Annotated in this window: 13 protein-coding genes; 8 read left to right on the forward strand and 5 right to left on the reverse strand. The window is 68.8% G+C overall.

All coding sequences use genetic code 11. The features are described 5' to 3' along the window. Position 1: 1 nt before the first annotated feature. The gene (locus FQ142_RS06535; protein ID WP_262492079.1) at positions 2-679 is read right to left on the reverse strand and encodes a copper resistance protein CopC; all 678 of its coding nucleotides are present in this window, start codon (positions 677-679) and stop codon (positions 2-4) included. Between the two features lie 99 nt (positions 680-778). Here FQ142_RS06535 and FQ142_RS06540 point away from each other — a divergent pair, with 99 nt between their 5' ends. The 3 genes from FQ142_RS06540 (at position 779) to FQ142_RS06550 (ending at position 2,595) form a co-directional block, all read left to right on the forward strand. Continuing rightward, the gene (locus tag FQ142_RS06540; RefSeq protein ID WP_082539404.1) at positions 779-1,264 is read left to right on the forward strand and encodes an FHA domain-containing protein; all 486 of its coding nucleotides are present in this window, start codon (positions 779-781) and stop codon (positions 1,262-1,264) included. After that, positions 1,264-1,950 (forward strand): MerR family transcriptional regulator, encoded by a 687-nt coding sequence (locus FQ142_RS06545; protein WP_056418624.1) that lies wholly within the window; start codon positions 1,264-1,266, stop codon positions 1,948-1,950. The genes FQ142_RS06540 and FQ142_RS06545 overlap by 1 nt, the downstream gene beginning before the upstream one ends. A 99-nt stretch (positions 1,951-2,049) precedes the next feature. After that, positions 2,050-2,595, forward strand: coding sequence for a MerR family transcriptional regulator (locus FQ142_RS06550; protein ID WP_056418621.1), 546 nt, complete (start codon positions 2,050-2,052; stop codon positions 2,593-2,595). Positions 2,596-2,683: 88 nt separating this feature from the next. Here FQ142_RS06550 and FQ142_RS06555 read toward each other — a convergent pair whose 3' ends face one another. After that, entirely contained in the window at positions 2,684-3,496 is an 813-nt protein-coding gene (locus FQ142_RS06555; protein ID WP_056419691.1) for a ParA family protein, read from the reverse strand. Positions 3,497-3,589: 93 nt separating this feature from the next. On the opposite strand from FQ142_RS06555, the gene FQ142_RS06560 reads away from it, so the two are divergent. The 3 genes from FQ142_RS06560 (at position 3,590) to def (ending at position 9,559) form a co-directional block, all read left to right on the forward strand. After that, positions 3,590-6,997 (forward strand): pyruvate carboxylase, encoded by a 3,408-nt coding sequence (locus FQ142_RS06560; protein ID WP_149422728.1) that lies wholly within the window; start codon positions 3,590-3,592, stop codon positions 6,995-6,997. Positions 6,998-7,061: 64 nt separating this feature from the next. Further along, positions 7,062-9,068, forward strand: coding sequence for an AAA family ATPase (locus tag FQ142_RS06565; protein ID WP_262492080.1), 2,007 nt, complete (start codon positions 7,062-7,064; stop codon positions 9,066-9,068). Next, positions 9,068-9,559, forward strand: a complete 492-nt coding sequence (gene def, locus FQ142_RS06570; protein ID WP_056418612.1) for a peptide deformylase — start codon at positions 9,068-9,070, stop codon at positions 9,557-9,559. Before FQ142_RS06565 ends, def begins: the two co-directional genes overlap by 1 nt. Positions 9,560-9,626: 67 nt before the next feature. Here the strand turns inward: def and FQ142_RS06575 are convergent, their stop codons facing one another. Beyond that, entirely contained in the window at positions 9,627-11,459 is a 1,833-nt protein-coding gene (locus tag FQ142_RS06575; RefSeq protein WP_149422729.1) for an AMP-dependent synthetase/ligase, read from the reverse strand. 150 nt (positions 11,460-11,609) lie between these two features. Here FQ142_RS06575 and FQ142_RS06580 point away from each other — a divergent pair, with 150 nt between their 5' ends. Together FQ142_RS06580 and FQ142_RS06585 are read left to right on the forward strand one after the other, a co-directional pair. Further along, positions 11,610-12,308: a lysophospholipid acyltransferase family protein gene (locus FQ142_RS06580; RefSeq protein WP_149423465.1), complete on the forward strand. Its 699-nt coding sequence runs from the start codon at positions 11,610-11,612 to the stop codon at positions 12,306-12,308. 37 nt (positions 12,309-12,345) lie between these two features. Beyond that, the gene (locus FQ142_RS06585; RefSeq protein WP_149422730.1) at positions 12,346-13,686 is read left to right on the forward strand and encodes a class II 3-deoxy-7-phosphoheptulonate synthase; all 1,341 of its coding nucleotides are present in this window, start codon (positions 12,346-12,348) and stop codon (positions 13,684-13,686) included. A 119-nt stretch (positions 13,687-13,805) separates the two neighbouring features. Here the strand turns inward: FQ142_RS06585 and pknB are convergent, their stop codons facing one another. Both pknB and FQ142_RS06595 read right to left on the reverse strand, forming a co-directional pair. Further along, positions 13,806-15,752 (reverse strand): Stk1 family PASTA domain-containing Ser/Thr kinase, encoded by a 1,947-nt coding sequence (pknB, locus tag FQ142_RS06590; protein ID WP_149422731.1) that lies wholly within the window; start codon positions 15,750-15,752, stop codon positions 13,806-13,808. A 79-nt stretch (positions 15,753-15,831) separates the two neighbouring features. Continuing rightward, a complete protein-coding gene (locus FQ142_RS06595) occupies positions 15,832-17,013 on the reverse strand; it encodes a LysM peptidoglycan-binding domain-containing protein (protein WP_262492081.1) in 1,182 nt (393 codons plus the stop codon). Between the last annotated feature and the right edge of the window lie 139 nt (positions 17,014-17,152).

Here is a 17,152-nt window from a genome sequence, read left to right on the forward strand (position 1 = left end):
CCTATCGCCCTGCGGGGGTGTCGGAATCGGCCGCATCCGCACCGGGACCGGTGCTACGACGCCTGCGGATCGAGAGCCAGATCGCGGCTCCCACGGCGACCGCCACGACCGCGATCGAGATGCCCCAGATCCACGCGGACGCGGACGATCCGGTGCTCTCTTCCGGTGCGGACGTGACACCCGCATCGGGTCCGACGGTGGTCGTCGGCTCGGGCGTCGCGGATGCGGTCGGCTCGGCCGTCGGTTCGGCGGTCGCCTCCTCCGTGGCCGTGCTCACGGTGCTCGTGGTCACGCTGAAGTCGAACTCTTCCGAGGTGGGGTGGCCGTCGCTGGAGAGGACCCTCCAGATCACGTGGTAGACGCCGGCCGGACCCTCGCCGGTGAGTGGCTGAGTGACGGTCGCACCGCTCACGGTCGCCGCGCCGGAGGTCACCGACGCCCCCGAGGGATCGGTGACCACGACCTCGGTCGCATTCCCGCCCTCGATGAGGTCGGCGCTGAACGTGAGGGTGAGCGCGGTCGGCAGTGTGTCGACAGTGCTGTCGGCCTCGGGGGAGGAGGCGGTCAGGCTGTCGTGCGCGGACGCGGAGAGCGGTGCGAACATCACCAGGAGCGCGGTGAGCAGGGCTGCCGCGAGAGCGATCGGGGCTGCGGGGAGGCGGCGAGCGGAAGTTTTCACCCCTTCAGCCTATGCACGCCCGATAGGCGATGTCTGAGTGTGAACGGCGCTCCCGCGAGGGGCATCCGATCAGTTAGTCTGGGGGACTAGGAGGGCATAGTGACAGACAGCCAGAATCGATCGGGCGGAGACGCCGCGATCCACCGTCCCGGCGAGCAGAGACACGACGTGACGCAGACGTTCGGGCACGACTCGGACCTCTCCTTCATCCCCTTCGGCGTGGAGCTCACGGATGTGGAGCAGAGTGCCATCTCGGCGCTGCCCTCCGGCTCGGCGCTCCTGCTCGTGCGTTCGGGTGCCCTCGCGGGGGCCCGCTACCTGCTCGACACGGACGTGACGACCGTCGGCCGCCACCCCGAGGCCGACATCTTCTTCGACGACGTCACCGTGTCCCGCCGACACGCGGAGTTCACCCGATCGGGCACGACTTTCGAGATCATCGATCAGCGTTCGCTCAACGGCACCTACGTGAATGGTGAGCGCGTCGACCGCAGCGCGCTGGCTGACGGCACCGAGCTTCGGGTCGGCAAGTTCCGCCTGAACTTCTTCGCCTCTCCGCTCGATCGCGTCGCGGCGATCGACTGATGGCGGCGTCCCCCGCCCGCGAACGCTCCGCGTCATCCGGCCTGCTGAGCATCGGTCAGGTGCTGGCACGGCTGACCCCGGAATTCCCCGAACTCACCTCCAGCAAGCTCCGCTTCCTCGAGGTCCAGGGCATCGTGACCCCGTCGCGCACCGAGTCGGGCTACCGCAAGTTCTCGTCGTCCGACATCGAGCGACTGCGCCTCGGACTCACCCTGCAGCGTGATCACTATCTTCCGCTCAGCGTGATCCGCGAGCAGCTCGACGACGCCGAGGCGAACGGCGAGTCCACGGCCCTCGTTCCGCCGCCCTCCATCGCGCCCGCTGCACGCAGGTACCGCCGGGCGGAGCTGCTGTCGGCAGCCGGTGCCGGGCCTCAGCTGCTCAACGACGCGATCAGCACCGGCGTGGTCGTGGCCCAGGAGTACTACTCGGAGGCGACGGTCACCCTTCTGCGCGGACTGGTCGCACTCGACCGTCACGGCATCGAGCCCCGTCACCTCCGGTCACTGCGTCAGGGTGCAGAGCGTGAGGTCGCGCTGATCGAATCGGCGATGTCGTCACTGCTGCGCCGAACGGATGCGACGTCGCGAGCCAAGGCGAGCGAGATGGCGCCGACCCTCGCCGCCAAGATCGACGAGGTGCGCTCGCTCTTCGTCAAGGACGCGATCGAGCGGCTGCTTTCGTAACGAACTGGTTGCGACACACCTCCGCGCTCGTGCGTATGTCATTGCCGGTACCGGGGGGCTGCTCTAGCGTGGATGTATCAGCTCCAAGGAGGATTTCAGATGAGTGCGGATGAGCGTGCAGACGACCCGCGGTTCGTGCCCGAACTCCTCTTCACCGACGGTCTGCCGGCCATGGATGACGAGGTCGGCTACCGCGGAGCGGTAGCGGCACGGGCAGCGGGAATCACCTATCGACAGCTCGACTACTGGGCTCGCACCGAGCTGGTCGAGCCCACGGTCCGCGGAGCGAACGGCTCAGGGTCGCAGCGTCTCTACGGCTTCCGCGACATCCTCGTCCTCAAGCTCGTGAAGAGCCTGCTCGACACCGGCATCTCCCTGCAGCAGATCCGCACCGCCGTCGACGAACTGCGTCGCGCGGGCATCCGTGACCTCGCAGGCACCACTCTGATGAGCGACGGGGCCTCGGTCTACCTCTGCACCTCCAACGACGAGGTCATCGATCTCGTCAGCCGCGGCCAGGGCGTCTTCGGCATCGCCGTCGGCAAGGTGCTTCGCGAGGTGGAGTCCACTCTCGTCGCCTTCGACGCCACGGTGCCCGACCCCGTCGACGAGCTCTCCGCCCGTCGCACCAAGCGATCCGCCTGACACTCCTCCCCGTCCGGTCGCCGGAGCGGGCGCAACGAAGAAACGGCCACCCTCGCGAGAGGATGGCCGTTCTGCTGTCCGGGGCGGATCAGGCGGGAGCGCCGGAATCGCTCACCGGGATGCGTCCGGTGCGGATGATCCGGTCGAGCAGCTGATCGAAGTCTGAGGCGAGCTCCTGGGCCGAGTCTCCCGGCCAGATGTGCAGCGGCTTCGCGGCGCCCTGTGCCTGCTGCAGCGACGTGCGCTCGGGCAGCTGCGGCGAGAGCACGAGGGGGCCGAACATGTCGCGCAGCTCCTTGATGCGGAACTGGTGCTCGATCGACTGCGGGCGCACGCGGTTCACGACGATGCCGAGCGGCTGCAGACGCGGCGAGAGGCCGCGGCGGATCTCTTCGATCGCGCGCAATGCGCGGTCGGCCGCGGCGACGGAGAAGAGTCCGGGCTCGGTGACGACCATGACCCGGTCGCTCGCAGCCCACGCCGTGCGGGTGAGGGCGTTCAGCGAGGGGGCGCAGTCGACGAGCACGAGGTCGTAGTCGGCCTCGACGGCGGCGAGTGCCTCTTCCAGCTTCCACACGTCGCGCACGCTCGGGTGCGGGCCGTCGAAGTTGATCGCCGAGGGGCTGCCGATCAGCACGTCGATCGTGCCGGGGTGCACCTTCGCCCAGCCGCTGGAGGTGATCGCCTGACGGACGACCTTCTCCTTGGGGTTGGCGAGGACGTCGGCGATGTTGAGCCGGCCGGCCACCTGGATGTCCATGCCGGTGGACACATCGGACTGCGGGTCGAGGTCGACGACGAGCGTTCGGACACCACGGGCGAAGGCCGCTGAGGCCAAGCCGAGGGTCACGGTCGTCTTGCCGACGCCTCCCTTGAGAGAGCTGACGCTGAGTACGTGCACGAACACCACGTTACCTTCCCCTAGGCTGGGTGCACACTCAGCCCCGCCCCATGCGCGAGGAATCCCGCGCGCATCGAGCTTTCAGAGGTGTGCATGTTCCAGAAGATCCTTGTGGCCAACCGCGGCGAGATCGCGATCCGTGCCTTTCGAGCGGCTTTCGAGGTGGGGGCGCGGACCGTCGCCGTCTTCCCGCATGAGGACCGCGGGTCGGTCCATCGGCTGAAGGCGGATGAGGCCTACGAGATCGGTGAGCGCGGGCATCCGGTCCGCGCCTATCTCGACGTCGACGAGATCATCCGGGTCGCGAAGGACGCGGGCGCCGATGCGATCTACCCCGGCTACGGCTTCCTGTCGGAGAACCCGGAGCTCGCCGAGAAGGCCGCGGCGAACGGGATCGTCTTCATCGGGCCGCCCGCGTCCGTGCTTGAGATGGCGGGCAACAAGGTCGAGGCCAAGCGCCACGCGATCGGTGCCGGCGTGCCGGTGCTGCGGTCGACCGAGGCCTCCGACGACATCGATGTCCTCGTCGCCCAGGCCGAGGACATCGGCTTCCCCCTCTTCGCCAAGGCTGTCGCCGGTGGTGGTGGTCGTGGAATGCGTCGTGTCGAGTCGGCGGCGGAACTCGCCCCTGCCCTCGCCGAGGCCATGCGTGAGGCGGGCAGCGCGTTCGGGGACCCGCGGATGTTCCTCGAGCAGGCGGTGCTGCGCCCCCGGCACATCGAGGTGCAGATCCTCGCCGACAAGACCGGCGAGACCGTCCACCTCTTCGAGCGCGACTGCTCCGTGCAGCGCCGGCATCAGAAGGTCGTCGAGATCGCTCCGGCGCCGAACCTCGACGACGGCATCCGCACAGCTCTGCACGGCTACGCCGTGGCGTTCGCCCGATCGATCGGCTACGAGAACGCGGGCACAGTGGAGTTCCTGCTCGAGACCGCGGGGGAGCGCGCCGGCGAGGTCGTCTTCATCGAGATGAACCCCCGCATCCAGGTCGAGCACACGGTGACCGAAGAGGTCACGGACGTCGACCTCGTGCAGAGCCAGATGCGCATCGCCGCGGGCCAGAACCTCGCCGAGCTCGGGCTGGAGCAGCAGAACCTGCACGTCAGGGGTGCCGCGCTGCAGTGCCGGATCACCACCGAAGACCCCACGCAGGGATTCCGCCCGGACACCGGCAAGATCACGACGTACCGTTCACCCGGCGGCGCGGGCATCCGACTCGACGGCGGCACCGTGCATCAGGGCGCGCAGATCAGTCCGCACTTCGATTCGATGCTGGCCAAGCTGACCTGCCGAGGGCGCGACTACCCGGCGGCCGTCGCTCGTGCGCGGCGCGCGCTCGCGGAGTTCCGCATCCGCGGGGTGTCGACCAACATCCCCTTCCTGCAGGCGCTGCTCGAGGACGAGGCGTTCATCGCGGGCGACGTGAGCACCTCGTTCATCGACGAGCGCCCCGATCTGCTGCGCGGTCGCGAGTCGAAGGACCGCGGGACCAAGATCCTGAACTGGCTGGTCGACGTCACGGTCAACAAGCCGCACGGCGCGCACCCCGGCGCTCTGGATCCGAGGGCCAAGCTCCCGCGGATCGACCCGTCGACCGAGCCGGTGGCAGGGTCGCGGCAGCGGCTCCTCGAGCTCGGGCCCTATGGGTTCGCGAAGGGTCTGCGCGCGCAGACCGCGCTTGCGATCACCGACACGACGTTCCGCGACGCCCACCAGTCGCTGCTCGCGACCCGGGTGCGCACGCGGGACCTCGTCGCCGTCGCGCCGCACATCGCCCGACTGACGCCCGAGCTGCTGTCGGTCGAGGCCTGGGGAGGGGCGACCTACGACGTGGCGCTGCGGTTCCTCGGCGAGGACCCGTGGGAGCGTCTCGATCGGCTTCGGGCCGCACTGCCCAACGTCGCGATCCAGATGCTGCTCCGCGGACGCAACACGGTCGGCTACACCCCGTACCCCACCGCCGTCACCGACGCCTTCGTCAGGGAGGCGGCCGACAGCGGGGTGGACATCTTCCGCATCTTCGACGCGCTGAACGACATCGAACAGATGCGCCCCGCGATCGAGGCGGTGCGGCGCACCGGAACGGCCGTGGCCGAGGTGGCGCTCTGCTACACGGGTGACCTGCTGAATCCGTCTGAGGATCTCTACACCCTCGACTACTACCTGGCGCTCGCGGATCAGATCGTCGCCGCCGGCGCGCACATCATCGCGATCAAGGACATGGCGGGGCTCCTGCGGCCGGCGGCGGCGGCGACGCTCGTCACCGCGCTGCGCGAGCGCTTCGATCTGCCCGTGCACCTGCACACGCACGACACCGCAGGTGGCCAGCTCGCGACGCTCCTCGCGGCCAGCGCCGCCGGCGTCGACGCTGTGGATGCGGCATCCGCTCCGCTGTCGGGGACGACCAGCCAGCCGTCCCTGTCATCGCTCGTCGCCGCACTCGCGCACACCGAGCGCGACAGCGGGCTCGACCTCGACCGCGTCTCGGATCTCGAACCCTACTGGGAGGCGGTGCGCCGCGTCTACGCGCCGTTCGAGTCGGGTCTGCCCGGACCCACCGGACGCGTCTACCACCACGAGATCCCGGGTGGACAGCTCTCGAACCTGCGTCAGCAGGCGAAGGCGCTGGGACTCGCCGATGACTTCGAGCTCATCGAGGACATGTACGCCGCCGCCGACCGCATCCTCGGCCGCGTTCCCAAGGTGACGCCGTCGTCGAAGGTGGTCGGGGATCTCGCGCTGCATCTCGCGGCGGTGAAGGCGGATCCCGCTGACTTCGAGGCGAACCCCCAGAAGTACGACGTCCCGGATTCCGTCGTCGGGTTCATGGCGGGTGAACTCGGCGAGCTGCCGGGCGGGTGGCCTGAGCCGTTCCGCACCAAGGTGCTCGCCGGACGCTCGGTGCGGGTCGGTCTCACGGACATCTCCGCGGACGACGAGGCCGCCCTCACGGGTGACAGCGCGTCACGACGCGCGCGACTCAACGCTCTGCTCTTTCCCGCACCCACCCGCGAGTTCGCCCAGGTGCGCGAGCAGTACGGCGACCTCTCCGTGCTCGACACCTCGGACTACCTCTACGGCCTCGTCCAAGGTCAGGAGCACCGGGTCGAGATCGACCGTGGCGTGCAGCTGTTCGTCGGCCTCGAGGCGATCGGCGACGCGGATGACAAGGGCATGCGCACGGTGATGACGACCCTGAACGGGCAGCTGCGTCCGGTGTTCGTGCGCGATCGATCCGTGGCGGTCGATGCCCACGAGGTGGAGAAGGCCGACACCTCGGTGCCCGGTCAGATCGCGGCCCCGTTCTCGGGGGTCGTCACGCTCAAGGTCGACGTCGGGACCTCGGTGCGCGCCGGTGAGCCGGTCGCGTCCATCGAGGCGATGAAGATGGAGGCCGCCATCACCGCAACGGTCGACGGCGTGATCGGACGTCTCGCGATCGGCGCCACGCAGCAGGTGGAAGCGGGAGATCTTTTGGTCGTGATCACTCCCGCGCACTAATCTTGTGCGGGCGAGGCCGCGCTCACCAGCGCACCCGAGGCCCGCACAAGCTTGGAGCGACGACGTGACCCCGAAGAAAGTGGCAGATACGCCGGACGAGGAATCCCGAGGGGTGCTCGACGACGCCGCATCCCTGGACACCTCGCACATCAGCATCCTCGGCAACACCGCTCAGGTGAGCGTGGTACTGCCGACGGACGACGAAGACGACCTCGAGGACGACGGTGTCGTCGACGGCGAGGTGATCGCCGACCTCATCGTCGACGAGCCGGTCGCCGCATCGAAGGCGGCTGCGGAGACTCTTGCGGCGGGCATCGCCTCGCCGCCGGCGCTGGGCAGCGCGCCGATGATCATCGAGCTTCCCGTCGAGCCGGAACTCCGCACTGAGCGTGAGCCCGAGCCCGAATCGACTGAGCCGGCTGAGGCTGAGGCTGAGGCTGAGGCTGAGGCTGAGGTCGAGGTCGAACTCGAGCCGGAGCCGGCTGCCGAGGGTGAGCTGGATGTCGAGCCCGAACTCGATGCCGAGCCCGACCCCGAGCCTGAGCCCACCGAGGCCGAGGCGGAGGCCGGACCGGTGGAGACCGAACTCGAGCCTGCGCGGGAAGCGGAGCCGGAGCTGGTGGCTGAGCCGGACCCGGAGATCGAACCGGGTGTCGCTGAGATCGCGCCTGAGCCGGATGCCGAGCCGGAGCGGGAGATCGAGCCCGAGTCCGAGCCGGAGCTGCAGATCGAGCCTGAGGTTGAGCCGGAGATCGAGCCCGAGTCCGAGCCGCAGCTGCAGATCGAGCCTGAGGTTGAGCCCGAGTCGGAGCCGGAGCCGGAGCCGGAGCCGGAACCGGAACCGGAGCCCACGCCCGTCCCGGAGCCGGTCACCATCACTGTCGACACGGCTGCGGCTGATGCGGCGGATGCCGCTGCGGCGGCGGCCTTCGTCGCCCGCGCACGCGCCGACACCGCATCCGTGCCCACCTCCCGCAGATCCGCGGCAGCGGCATCGCTCGCCAAGAAGGAGAGTTCGACCGTGGACACATCGAAGAGCGCACCCCTCGCACCGCGCGGCGGTCGGGCCTCGCGCACGGACGTGCAGCTCACTTCGAAGAGGCTGGACGACCTCGACGACTCCTCCCGGGAGAGCGCGGACCTGCTCACCGCGGATCGGCTGCTCGATCCGCACCGCGTCAGCAAACCCGAACCGGAGGGCGCCTGGAGTCACTTCCTCTACACGATCTCCGGACGCCGCATCAACATCGGCGACGGACGACGTGCGCGTGAGCGCAAGGCGCTCAGCGCGCGGATCGCGGCCCCGATCGTGGGGAACGCCCGCTTCGTCCCCGTGCTCTCCCGCAAGGGCGGCGTGGGAAAGACGACCATCACCGCTCTGCTGGGTATGGCCCTGGCGGATGCCAGGGACGATCGGGTGATCGCCGTCGACGCGAATCCCGACCGGGGCACTCTCGCCGATCGGGTCGTGCGACCGAACCACAAGCGCTCGGTGAGAGACCTCGTCCGCATCCATGACGAGGTCCGCGGCTACCATGACATCTCGGCGATCGTCGCGCGCGACGCGACGCGGCTGGACGTGCTCGCCTCGGACTCGGATCCGCGGATCGCGGAGGCTTTCAGCGACAGCGACTACCGCGATGTCGCGGGGGTGGCGGCGCATTACTATTCGCTGGTCCTCACCGACACCGGTACCGGCATCGTCCACTCGGTGATGTCGGCCACGCTCGACCTCGCCGACCAGATCGTGATCGTGTCGGGGCTGAGCGTCGACGAGGCGCGTCTCGCATCCGAGACCCTCACCTGGCTGGAGAGCAACGGATACGCCGACCAGGCGCGGGACGCGGTCGTGGTGCTCAACCAGTCGACCCCGGGCGCCCCGCTCGTGCGGTTGAACGAGCTCGAGGCGCACTTCCGCACCCGCGCCAAGAAGGTCGTGCGCATGCCGTACGACGCGCAGATCGCCGGGGGCGGGACGATCGTCTTCGCGAACCTGCAGCCCGAGACGCGGGTGGCGGCGCGGGAGCTCGCGGCGCTCCTCGTCGAGGGACTCCGGGCGAAGGACGCCTGATGACGGTTCGCGAGATCCGCGTCTTCGGAGACCCGGTGCTGCGCACGGTGTGTGCGCCGATCGGCGCGATCGACGACGGCGTGCGGGCACTGGTCGCCGACCTGATCGACACGGTCGAGCTCCCCGGCCGTGCCGGTGTGGCCGCTCCGCAGATCGGTGTGGCGCTCCGCGCCTTCAGCTACAACATCGACGGGGACATCGGGTACGTGCTGAACCCCGTGCTCACCGAGGTGCGTGGCGAGCCGGTCCCGACGGGGGAGGGATGCCTGTCCGTTCCCGGACTGTGGCACGATGCCCTGCGTCATCCGTGGGCCCGTGTCGAGGGCATCGACCTCGACGGCGAGCCTGTCGTCCTGGAGGGCGACGGCCTGTTGGCCCAGGCGCTGCAGCACGAGACGGATCACCTCGACGGCACGCTCTACCTCAACAGGCTCGACGCCGAGACGCGCAAGCGCGCCATGCGCGAAGTGCGCGAGAGCGCCTGGTTCTGACCGCTCCGGATCACGAGAGTGGCCCCGCCGTGACGGCGGGGCCACTCTCGTGATCGGGGTGTGCCGCTCAGCCGCCGATGGCGACGTTCGTGGTGGTGACCGGCTCGTCGTAGATCGCCGAGATCTCATCGGCGAAGTCGCTCATGATCACGTTCCGCTTGATCGACAGCTTCGGCGTCAGGTGCCCGGAGGCCTCGGTCCATTCGCTGTCGAGGATCGTGAACTTGCGGATGGACTCGGCGCGCGAGACGCGGGAGTTGGCGGCATCCACGGCTTTCTGGATCTCGGCACGCACGGTGTCATCGGTCGATGCATCCGCCAGCGACATGTCCTTCGGCAGCCCGGCGTTGGCGAGCCAGGTCGGCAGCATCTCGGGGTCGAGGGTGATCAGGGCCGAGATGAAGGGGCGCTGGTCGCCGACGACCACGACCTGTCCGATGATCGGGTTCGCGCGGATCGGATCCTCGAGAGCCGCCGGTGCGACGTTCTTGCCGCCCGCCGTCACGATGATCTCCTTCTTGCGGCCGGTGATGGTGAGGAATCCCTCGGAGTCGAAGCTGCCGATGTCACCGGTGTGGAACCAGCCGTCGTCGCTGAACGCCGCGGCGGTCGCCTCGGGGTTGTTCCAGTACTCCTTGAAGACGTTGACGCCCTTCACCTCGATCTCGCCGTCGTCTGCGAGCCGCACTCCCACGCCGGGGAGCGAGGGGCCGACCGTGCCGATCTTGGACTTGTCGGCGAGGTTGACGGTCGCGGGCGCGGTGGTCTCGGTGAGGCCGTAGCCCTCGAGGATCACGACGCCGAGACTGTGGAAGAAGTGCCCGAGGCGCGCTCCGAGCGGAGCGGAGCCCGAGACCGCGTACACGATGCGGCCGCCCATGGCATCCCGCAGCTTGCCGTAGACGAGCTTGTCGAACAGGGCGAACTTCAGCTTCGTCCCGAACGGGATGCTCTTCCCCTCCTCGAGCAGCTTGGAGTGCTGGATCGCGACATCCGCGGCGGCGCGGAAGATCTTGCCCTTGCCGCCGGCCTCCGCCTTCTGCTCTGCGGAGTTGTAGACCTTCTCGAAGACGCGGGGGACGGCGAGCAGGAATGTCGGCTTGAACGATCCGAGTGCCGGAAGCAGCTGTCGTGTGTCCGGCTGGTGCCCGGTGCGCACGCCGGCGTGGATGTTGAGGATCGAGATGAAGCGGGCGAACACGTGCGCCGTCGTGATGAACAGCAGCGTGGACGACCCGGGCGTCTGCACGACGGCATCCAGGGCCTTGGCGGAGTTGCGCGACAGCTCGACGAAGTTGCTGTGGGTCAGCACGCAGCCCTTCGGGCGGCCCGTGGAGCCGGACGTGTAGATCAGCGTGGCGATGTCGGAGCCGACCGCGAGGCCGCGCAGGCGTTCGATCTCGGCATCCGAGACCGATGCGCCCTGCGCCGTGAGCGTGTCGATCGCGCCGAGATGCAGCTGCCAGACCTCGCGGAGCAGGGGCAGATCGCCGCGCACCTCGTCGAGTCGGGCGAAGTGCTCGGGGGACTCGACGATCAGCGCGATGGCGCCGGAGTCCTCGAGGATCCACTGGATCTGCGACGGCGAGCTGGTCTCGTAGATCGGGACCATCACGGCACCCGCGTAGAAGAGCGCGAAATCGACGAGCGTCCACTCGTAGGTGGTGCGCGCGAGGAAACCGACCTTCTCGCCGGGTTGGATGCCGGCAGCGACGAGGCCCTTGGCCAGGGCGATCACCGCGGTCTCGAAGGCAGAGGCGCTGATGTCGCGCCATCCCTCGCCGTCCGGAACGGAGAAGAGCGGGCGATCCGGCGTCGCCGCGACGCGCTGGGCCAGCAGGTCGGCGATGTTCGCATCGGGATCGGCGGGGACGACGGCGGGGACTTCGAATTGGACCACGGCAGCTCCTTCGGTACCGGTCGGGCACTGGGTTGCACCCGAGTCTAGAGTATGAGACTCGGTCGCACGGTTGATGAAACCCAGTCGCCCATGGCGGAGCTGTCGTTCCGTGCGCGGCGGATCGCGGTCTCGGCGCTAGACTTCACCTCGATGTTCTACTGGCTGATGAAGTACGTCGCGATCGGTCCCGTGGTCAAAGCGGTGTTCCGCCCATGGGTCGTCGGGCGTGCGAACATCCCCGCGAGCGGCGCCGCGATCCTCGCCAGCAACCACCTGTCCTTCGCGGACTCGATCTTCCTGCCGCTGATGATCGACCGTCCCATGTCCTTCCTCGCCAAGAGCGACTACTTCACCGGGCGCGGACTCAAGGGCTGGGCGACCAAGTTCTTCATGAAGGCCACGGGGCAGATCCCCATCGATCGCTCCGGCGGCAAGGCCTCGGAGGCATCCCTCAACACCGGCCTCCAGGTGCTCGGTCGAGGCGACCTCCTCGGGATCTACCCGGAGGGGACCCGCAGTCCCGACGGCAGACTCTATCGGGGTCGCACGGGCATCGCCCGGATGGCGCTGGAGGCGAAGGTCCCCGTCGTCCCCGTGATCATGGTGGACACCGACACCGCGATGCCGATCGGGCAGCGGCTGCCCCGTATCGTGCGGGTCGGCATCGTGATCGGCGAGCCCCTCGACTTCTCGCGATACGCGGGCATGGAGAACGACAGATACATCCTCCGCTCGGTCACCGACGAGATCATGGTCGCCCTCCACCGCCTCGGCGAGCAGCAGTACGACGACGTGTATGCGTCGACCGTGAAAGACCGTCTTCCGGCCCGCGTCACACAGCGGTCCTGAGGCATCCGGCGCGCCACGCGCGCACTAGGCTGGTCTCATGCTCCAGCACCACATCGACGCGCTTGATGCGTGGCGTTCGCTCCCGATCAAGCAGCAGCCTCAGTGGGCGGACGCAGAGCGCGTCGCCGAGGTCTCCACGCAGATCGGAGCGCTCCCGCCGCTGGTGTTCGCCGGTGAGGTCGACAACCTCCGCGACCGTCTCGCCCGCGCGGCATCCGGACAGGCGTTCCTGCTCCAGGGCGGCGACTGCGCCGAGACGTTCGCGGGCGCGACCGCCGAGCAGATCCGCAACCGAATCAAGACCGTGCTGCAAATGGCCGTCGTGCTCACGTACGGCGCATCGATGCCGATCGTCAAGATGGGCCGCATGGCCGGGCAGTTCGCGAAGCCCCGCTCGAGCGACACGGAGACGCGCGGCGACGTGACGCTGCCCGCATACCGCGGCGACATCGTCAACGGATACGACTTCACCGAGCTCTCGCGTCAGCCCGATCCGGGGCGCCTGCTGCAGGGATACCACACGGCCGCGTCGACGCTGAACCTCATCCGGGCGTTCACGCAAGGTGGCTTCGCCGACCTGCGCGAGGTGCACTCCTGGAACAAGGGCTTCGCGCAGAACCCGGCCAACCAGCGGTACGAGCGCATGGCGGCGGAGATCGATCGCGCGATCAAGTTCATGGAGGCGGCGGGTGCCGACTTCGATGAGCTCAAGCGCGTCGAGTTCTTCACCGGGCACGAGGGACTGCTCATGGACTACGAGCGCCCGATGACCCGCATCGACTCCCGCACGGACACGCCGTACAACACCTCGGCGCACTTCCTGTGGATCGGTGAGCGCACGCGCGAGCTCGAGGGTGCGCACGTCGACTACTTCTCGAAGATCCGCAACCCGATCGGCGTGAAGCTCGGACCGACCACGACACCCGAGACCGCTCTCGCGCTGATCGACAAGCTCGACCCGAACCGCGAGCCCGGCAGGCTGACGTTCATCACCCGGATGGGTGCGGGCAAGATCCGCGACGCGCTTCCCCCGCTGCTCGAGGCGGTCCGCGACTCCGGCGCCCAGCCGCTCTGGGTGACCGACCCGATGCACGGCAACGGCATCACCACGCCGACCGGATACAAGACGCGCCGCTTCGACGACGTCGTGGACGAGGTGCGCGGATTCTTCGAGGCGCATCGCGCCGTCGGCACGTTCCCCGGCGGCATCCACGTCGAGCTCACGGGTGACGACGTCACCGAGTGCCTCGGTGGATCGGAGCACATCGACGAGGCGGCTCTCGCAACCCGCTACGAGAGCCTGTGCGATCCGCGCCTGAACCACATGCAGTCGCTCGAGCTCGCGTTCCTCGTGGCCGAGGAGCTCGAGAAGCGCTGATCCCTGACCGACGACAGAACCGCCCTCCCGGAGACTCCGGGAGGGCGGTTCTCGTTGATCGGTGCGCCGGAGGATCGGTGCGCCGGAGGAGCTGTGCAGCGACGGCCGCCGTCACGCGGCTAGAAGGCGCTGCTGCGGATCTGCAGGGTTATCTTCGTCCCCTTGCGTCGCTGCTCACCCTCACCCGGATCCGATCCGGTGACCTCGGTGAAGTCGTTCGGGAAGGCGTTCCAGATGCCGTTCCAGGTGGGCTCGAAGCCCGCATCGCGAATCACCTGCGCGGCTTCGTCCCGGCTCATCCCGGTGACATCCGGGACGGGGAACAGGGGAGGGCCCGTCGACACGATGAGCTGGACCTGGTCACCGGGGCGCCAGTTGCCCTCTTCGGCGCGATCGGCGACGCCGATGACGCGATCCTTGTCGACGTCCTCGCTCGAGACGTACTGGATGTCTCCGCTGACCTGGAGCTGCTTGTCGGTGAGGGTCTTCGTGGCCTGGTCGACGGACAACCCCGCGACGTCGGGGAACGCGCCGGCCGAGACGTAGAGCTCGACCGCATCGTCTTCGAACAGCTCGCAACCCTCGGCGCAGGCATACACCTCGCCGCCGTCGCGCGGGGTGACGAAGGCGTTGATCACCCGCCCGGCATCGGCATCGGAGAACAGCACCAGAGACGTCTCGGCCGTGTTGACCCTGATGCCCGCCAGGTAATCACGGGCCTCCTGCTCGGTCTTGCCGTTGAGCGTCTCGGCCGTGTGCGATGCGGGACCGATCGAGACGACGACCGTGACCTCGGCACCCTTGTCGAGTCGGGCGCCCTCGTCGGGGTCGGAGCGGATCGTCTGGTCGCGGGCGACATCGATGGAGTTCTCCTCGCCGCGAACGGGTGTGAACCCCTCGGCGGTCAGGGCGTTCGCGGCGTCGTCGTACGACATCCCTGCGACCGCAGGAACGGCGACGAGGGATCCTGGTCCCGACCCGAACCACCAGCCGACCCCACCGGCCACGGTCGCGAGCAGGAGGACCAGCGTCAGCAGGAAGGCACCGCGCGCACGTCGGCGCGACGATCGTCGGCGCAGCAGCGTGGCGTTGTCGACGGGCGCAGCCACCGGCGCGGTCGGATCGGCGATCGCGATCGTGCTCGGCATCACCTTGGTGACATCGCCCGAATCCGCCTGCGAACGCTGCGACATGGTCGCCGCCGCGACGGCGGGGGCGATACCGAGACCGCGTTCGATCTCGCGCAGGCGATCGAGCATCTGCTGAGCGTCGTCCGGTCGCTCGTCGGGGGACTTCTCGGTGGCCCACAGCACCAGCTCGTCGAGCTGCTCGGGCACGCCGGGGTTGCGGACGCTGGGGCGCGGCACGGATTCGGTCGCGTGCTGGAAGGCGATCTGCATCGGCTGCTCGCCCTTGTACGGCTGCTCACCCACGAGCATCTCGTAGAGCATGATGCCGAGCGCGTAGATGTCGCTGCGGGCGTCCGCCGTCCCGCGGGTGACCAGTTCGGGCGCGAGGTAGGCGATCGTCCCCAGCAGCTGCTGTCCGGTGGCGGTGTTGGCGGTCGTCGCCCTGGCGAGCCCGAAGTCGCCGATCTTGATCCGGCCGTCCTCGGCGAGCAGCACGTTCTCGGGCTTGACGTCGCGATGCACGATGCCTGCGCGGTGTGCGGCGGAGAGCCCGGCGAGCACCGCGTCCATGATCGTGATCGTCTGCGGGATCGTGAGCCGCTTCTGTTCGCGCAGGAGCTCGCGCAGGGTGATCCCTGGCAGGTACTCCATCACCAGGTAGGCGAGCTCGCCGTCCTGGCCCTGATCGAACACGTTGACCACGTGCGGGTCGGCCAGGCGGGCTGCGGCCCTGGCCTCCTGGATGAACCGGCTCTGGAAGGCGGAGTCATCGCTCAGGTGGGCATGCATGACCTTGAGGGCGATGCGTCGTTCGAGCCGGAGGTCGGTGGCGACGTAGACGGTCGCCATGCCTCCGCGCGCGATCCGTGCACGCACTCGGTACCGACCGTCGACGAGCCGCCCGATGAGGGGGTCGGCCTGCTGATTGGTCGTCACGTCAAGATTCTATGGAGAACTGCCTGAAAGCTCGGGGAGCGGCTCGCCCCTCGACCCTGCGGGTTTGCCGGAAACCGCCTCACCCGTGGCTGGCGAGCCACTGGTACGCCTGCGTCTCCCACTGGCCGTACCGCTCCGGATATGCGGAGATCTGCACGGCCTGGGCCGCGTCGGTGAACCGCATCCCCTCCCAGCCGGAGACGTCGAGCAGGCCGCGGGATGCCGGACCGTTGGGATCCGACGCGCCGCCGTAGAAGACGCGGGTGCTGCGGTCGGAGTCGATGGCCTGCTCGGGCGAGCCCCACCCCATGCTCGGGCGCTGCTGGTAGAGGCCGAGGGAATCCCGGTCACCCCAGGCGAGGTTGCGCATGCCCGACTCCACCATCGCCGTCGCGAGAGCGATCGCGATGCCGCGGTCCGGTACGCCGAGCTCCCTGCCGATGCCGATGATGAGAGCGGCGTTGCCGGCCTGCTCGGCATCGAGGGCCGTGGACAGCTGCACAGGAGGTTCTGGTGCGGCCGGCGGGGTGGGGGCCGGCGCCGCGGCGACGACGAGACTCTGCCCGGGATAGATGATCGATTCGGCGGTCAGGCCGTTGAGCGCATACAGCTGGGCGACCGTGGTGGAGTACGTCCTGGCGAGCTCGAAGAGGGTGTCGCCCGGCACGATCGTGTGAGTCCGGCCGCCGGGGGCCGATGCGGGCGCAGCCGCCGGGGCGGCCGGTGCCTGCGCTGCCGGGGCCGGGGCACCCGTCAGCGCGAGCTGCTGCCCGGGATAGATCACGGATGCGCGCGTCAGCCCGTTCGCGGCGAGCACCGCGTCGACAGTGGTGCCGTACTTCTGCGCGATGCCGAACACCGTGTCTCCGGCGAGCACCGCGTGGGTGGTCGTCGTGACGACGGGGGATGGCGACGTCGCGGGCGCGCTCGGTGCGGCGGATCCGGTGAGCGAGAGCACCTGACCCGGGTAGATGACCGACCGCCATCCCAGCCCGTTGGCGGTGAGCACGTCCACGGTGCGCAGGCCGAATCGGGTGGCGATGGCGGCGATCGTGTCGCCCGGCTGCACCGTGTACGTGGCCGGTGGGGCCTCGGTCGGCGCTAAGCGGGTGGGTGGCGACTGCAGTCGCTCCACCGGACGGGCGGCGCCTTCTGCGTGCGCGGGTGCGACGGCGATGGCCCCCGTGAGAGTTCCCAGCACGGCGGCGGGCACGCCCAGTCGGAGGTAGCGCGTTCGGTGCGCGACAGTCTGCGTTCTCAAGGCGATCTCCCTTGTTCGGCGTCCGCCCACGCTGACACGGATGTAAACGTAAGTCAACTGGAGGGGCTCATGTGAAAGATGAGACTGGAGAGGCAGAAGAGACTGGTGTGAACGAAAGTGCGAGGTGCGCGCAGAGGTG

The sequence above is a fragment of the Microbacterium sp. ANT_H45B genome (genome assembly GCF_008369345.1).
In the GTDB taxonomy this organism is placed as follows: domain Bacteria; phylum Actinomycetota; class Actinomycetes; order Actinomycetales; family Microbacteriaceae; genus Microbacterium.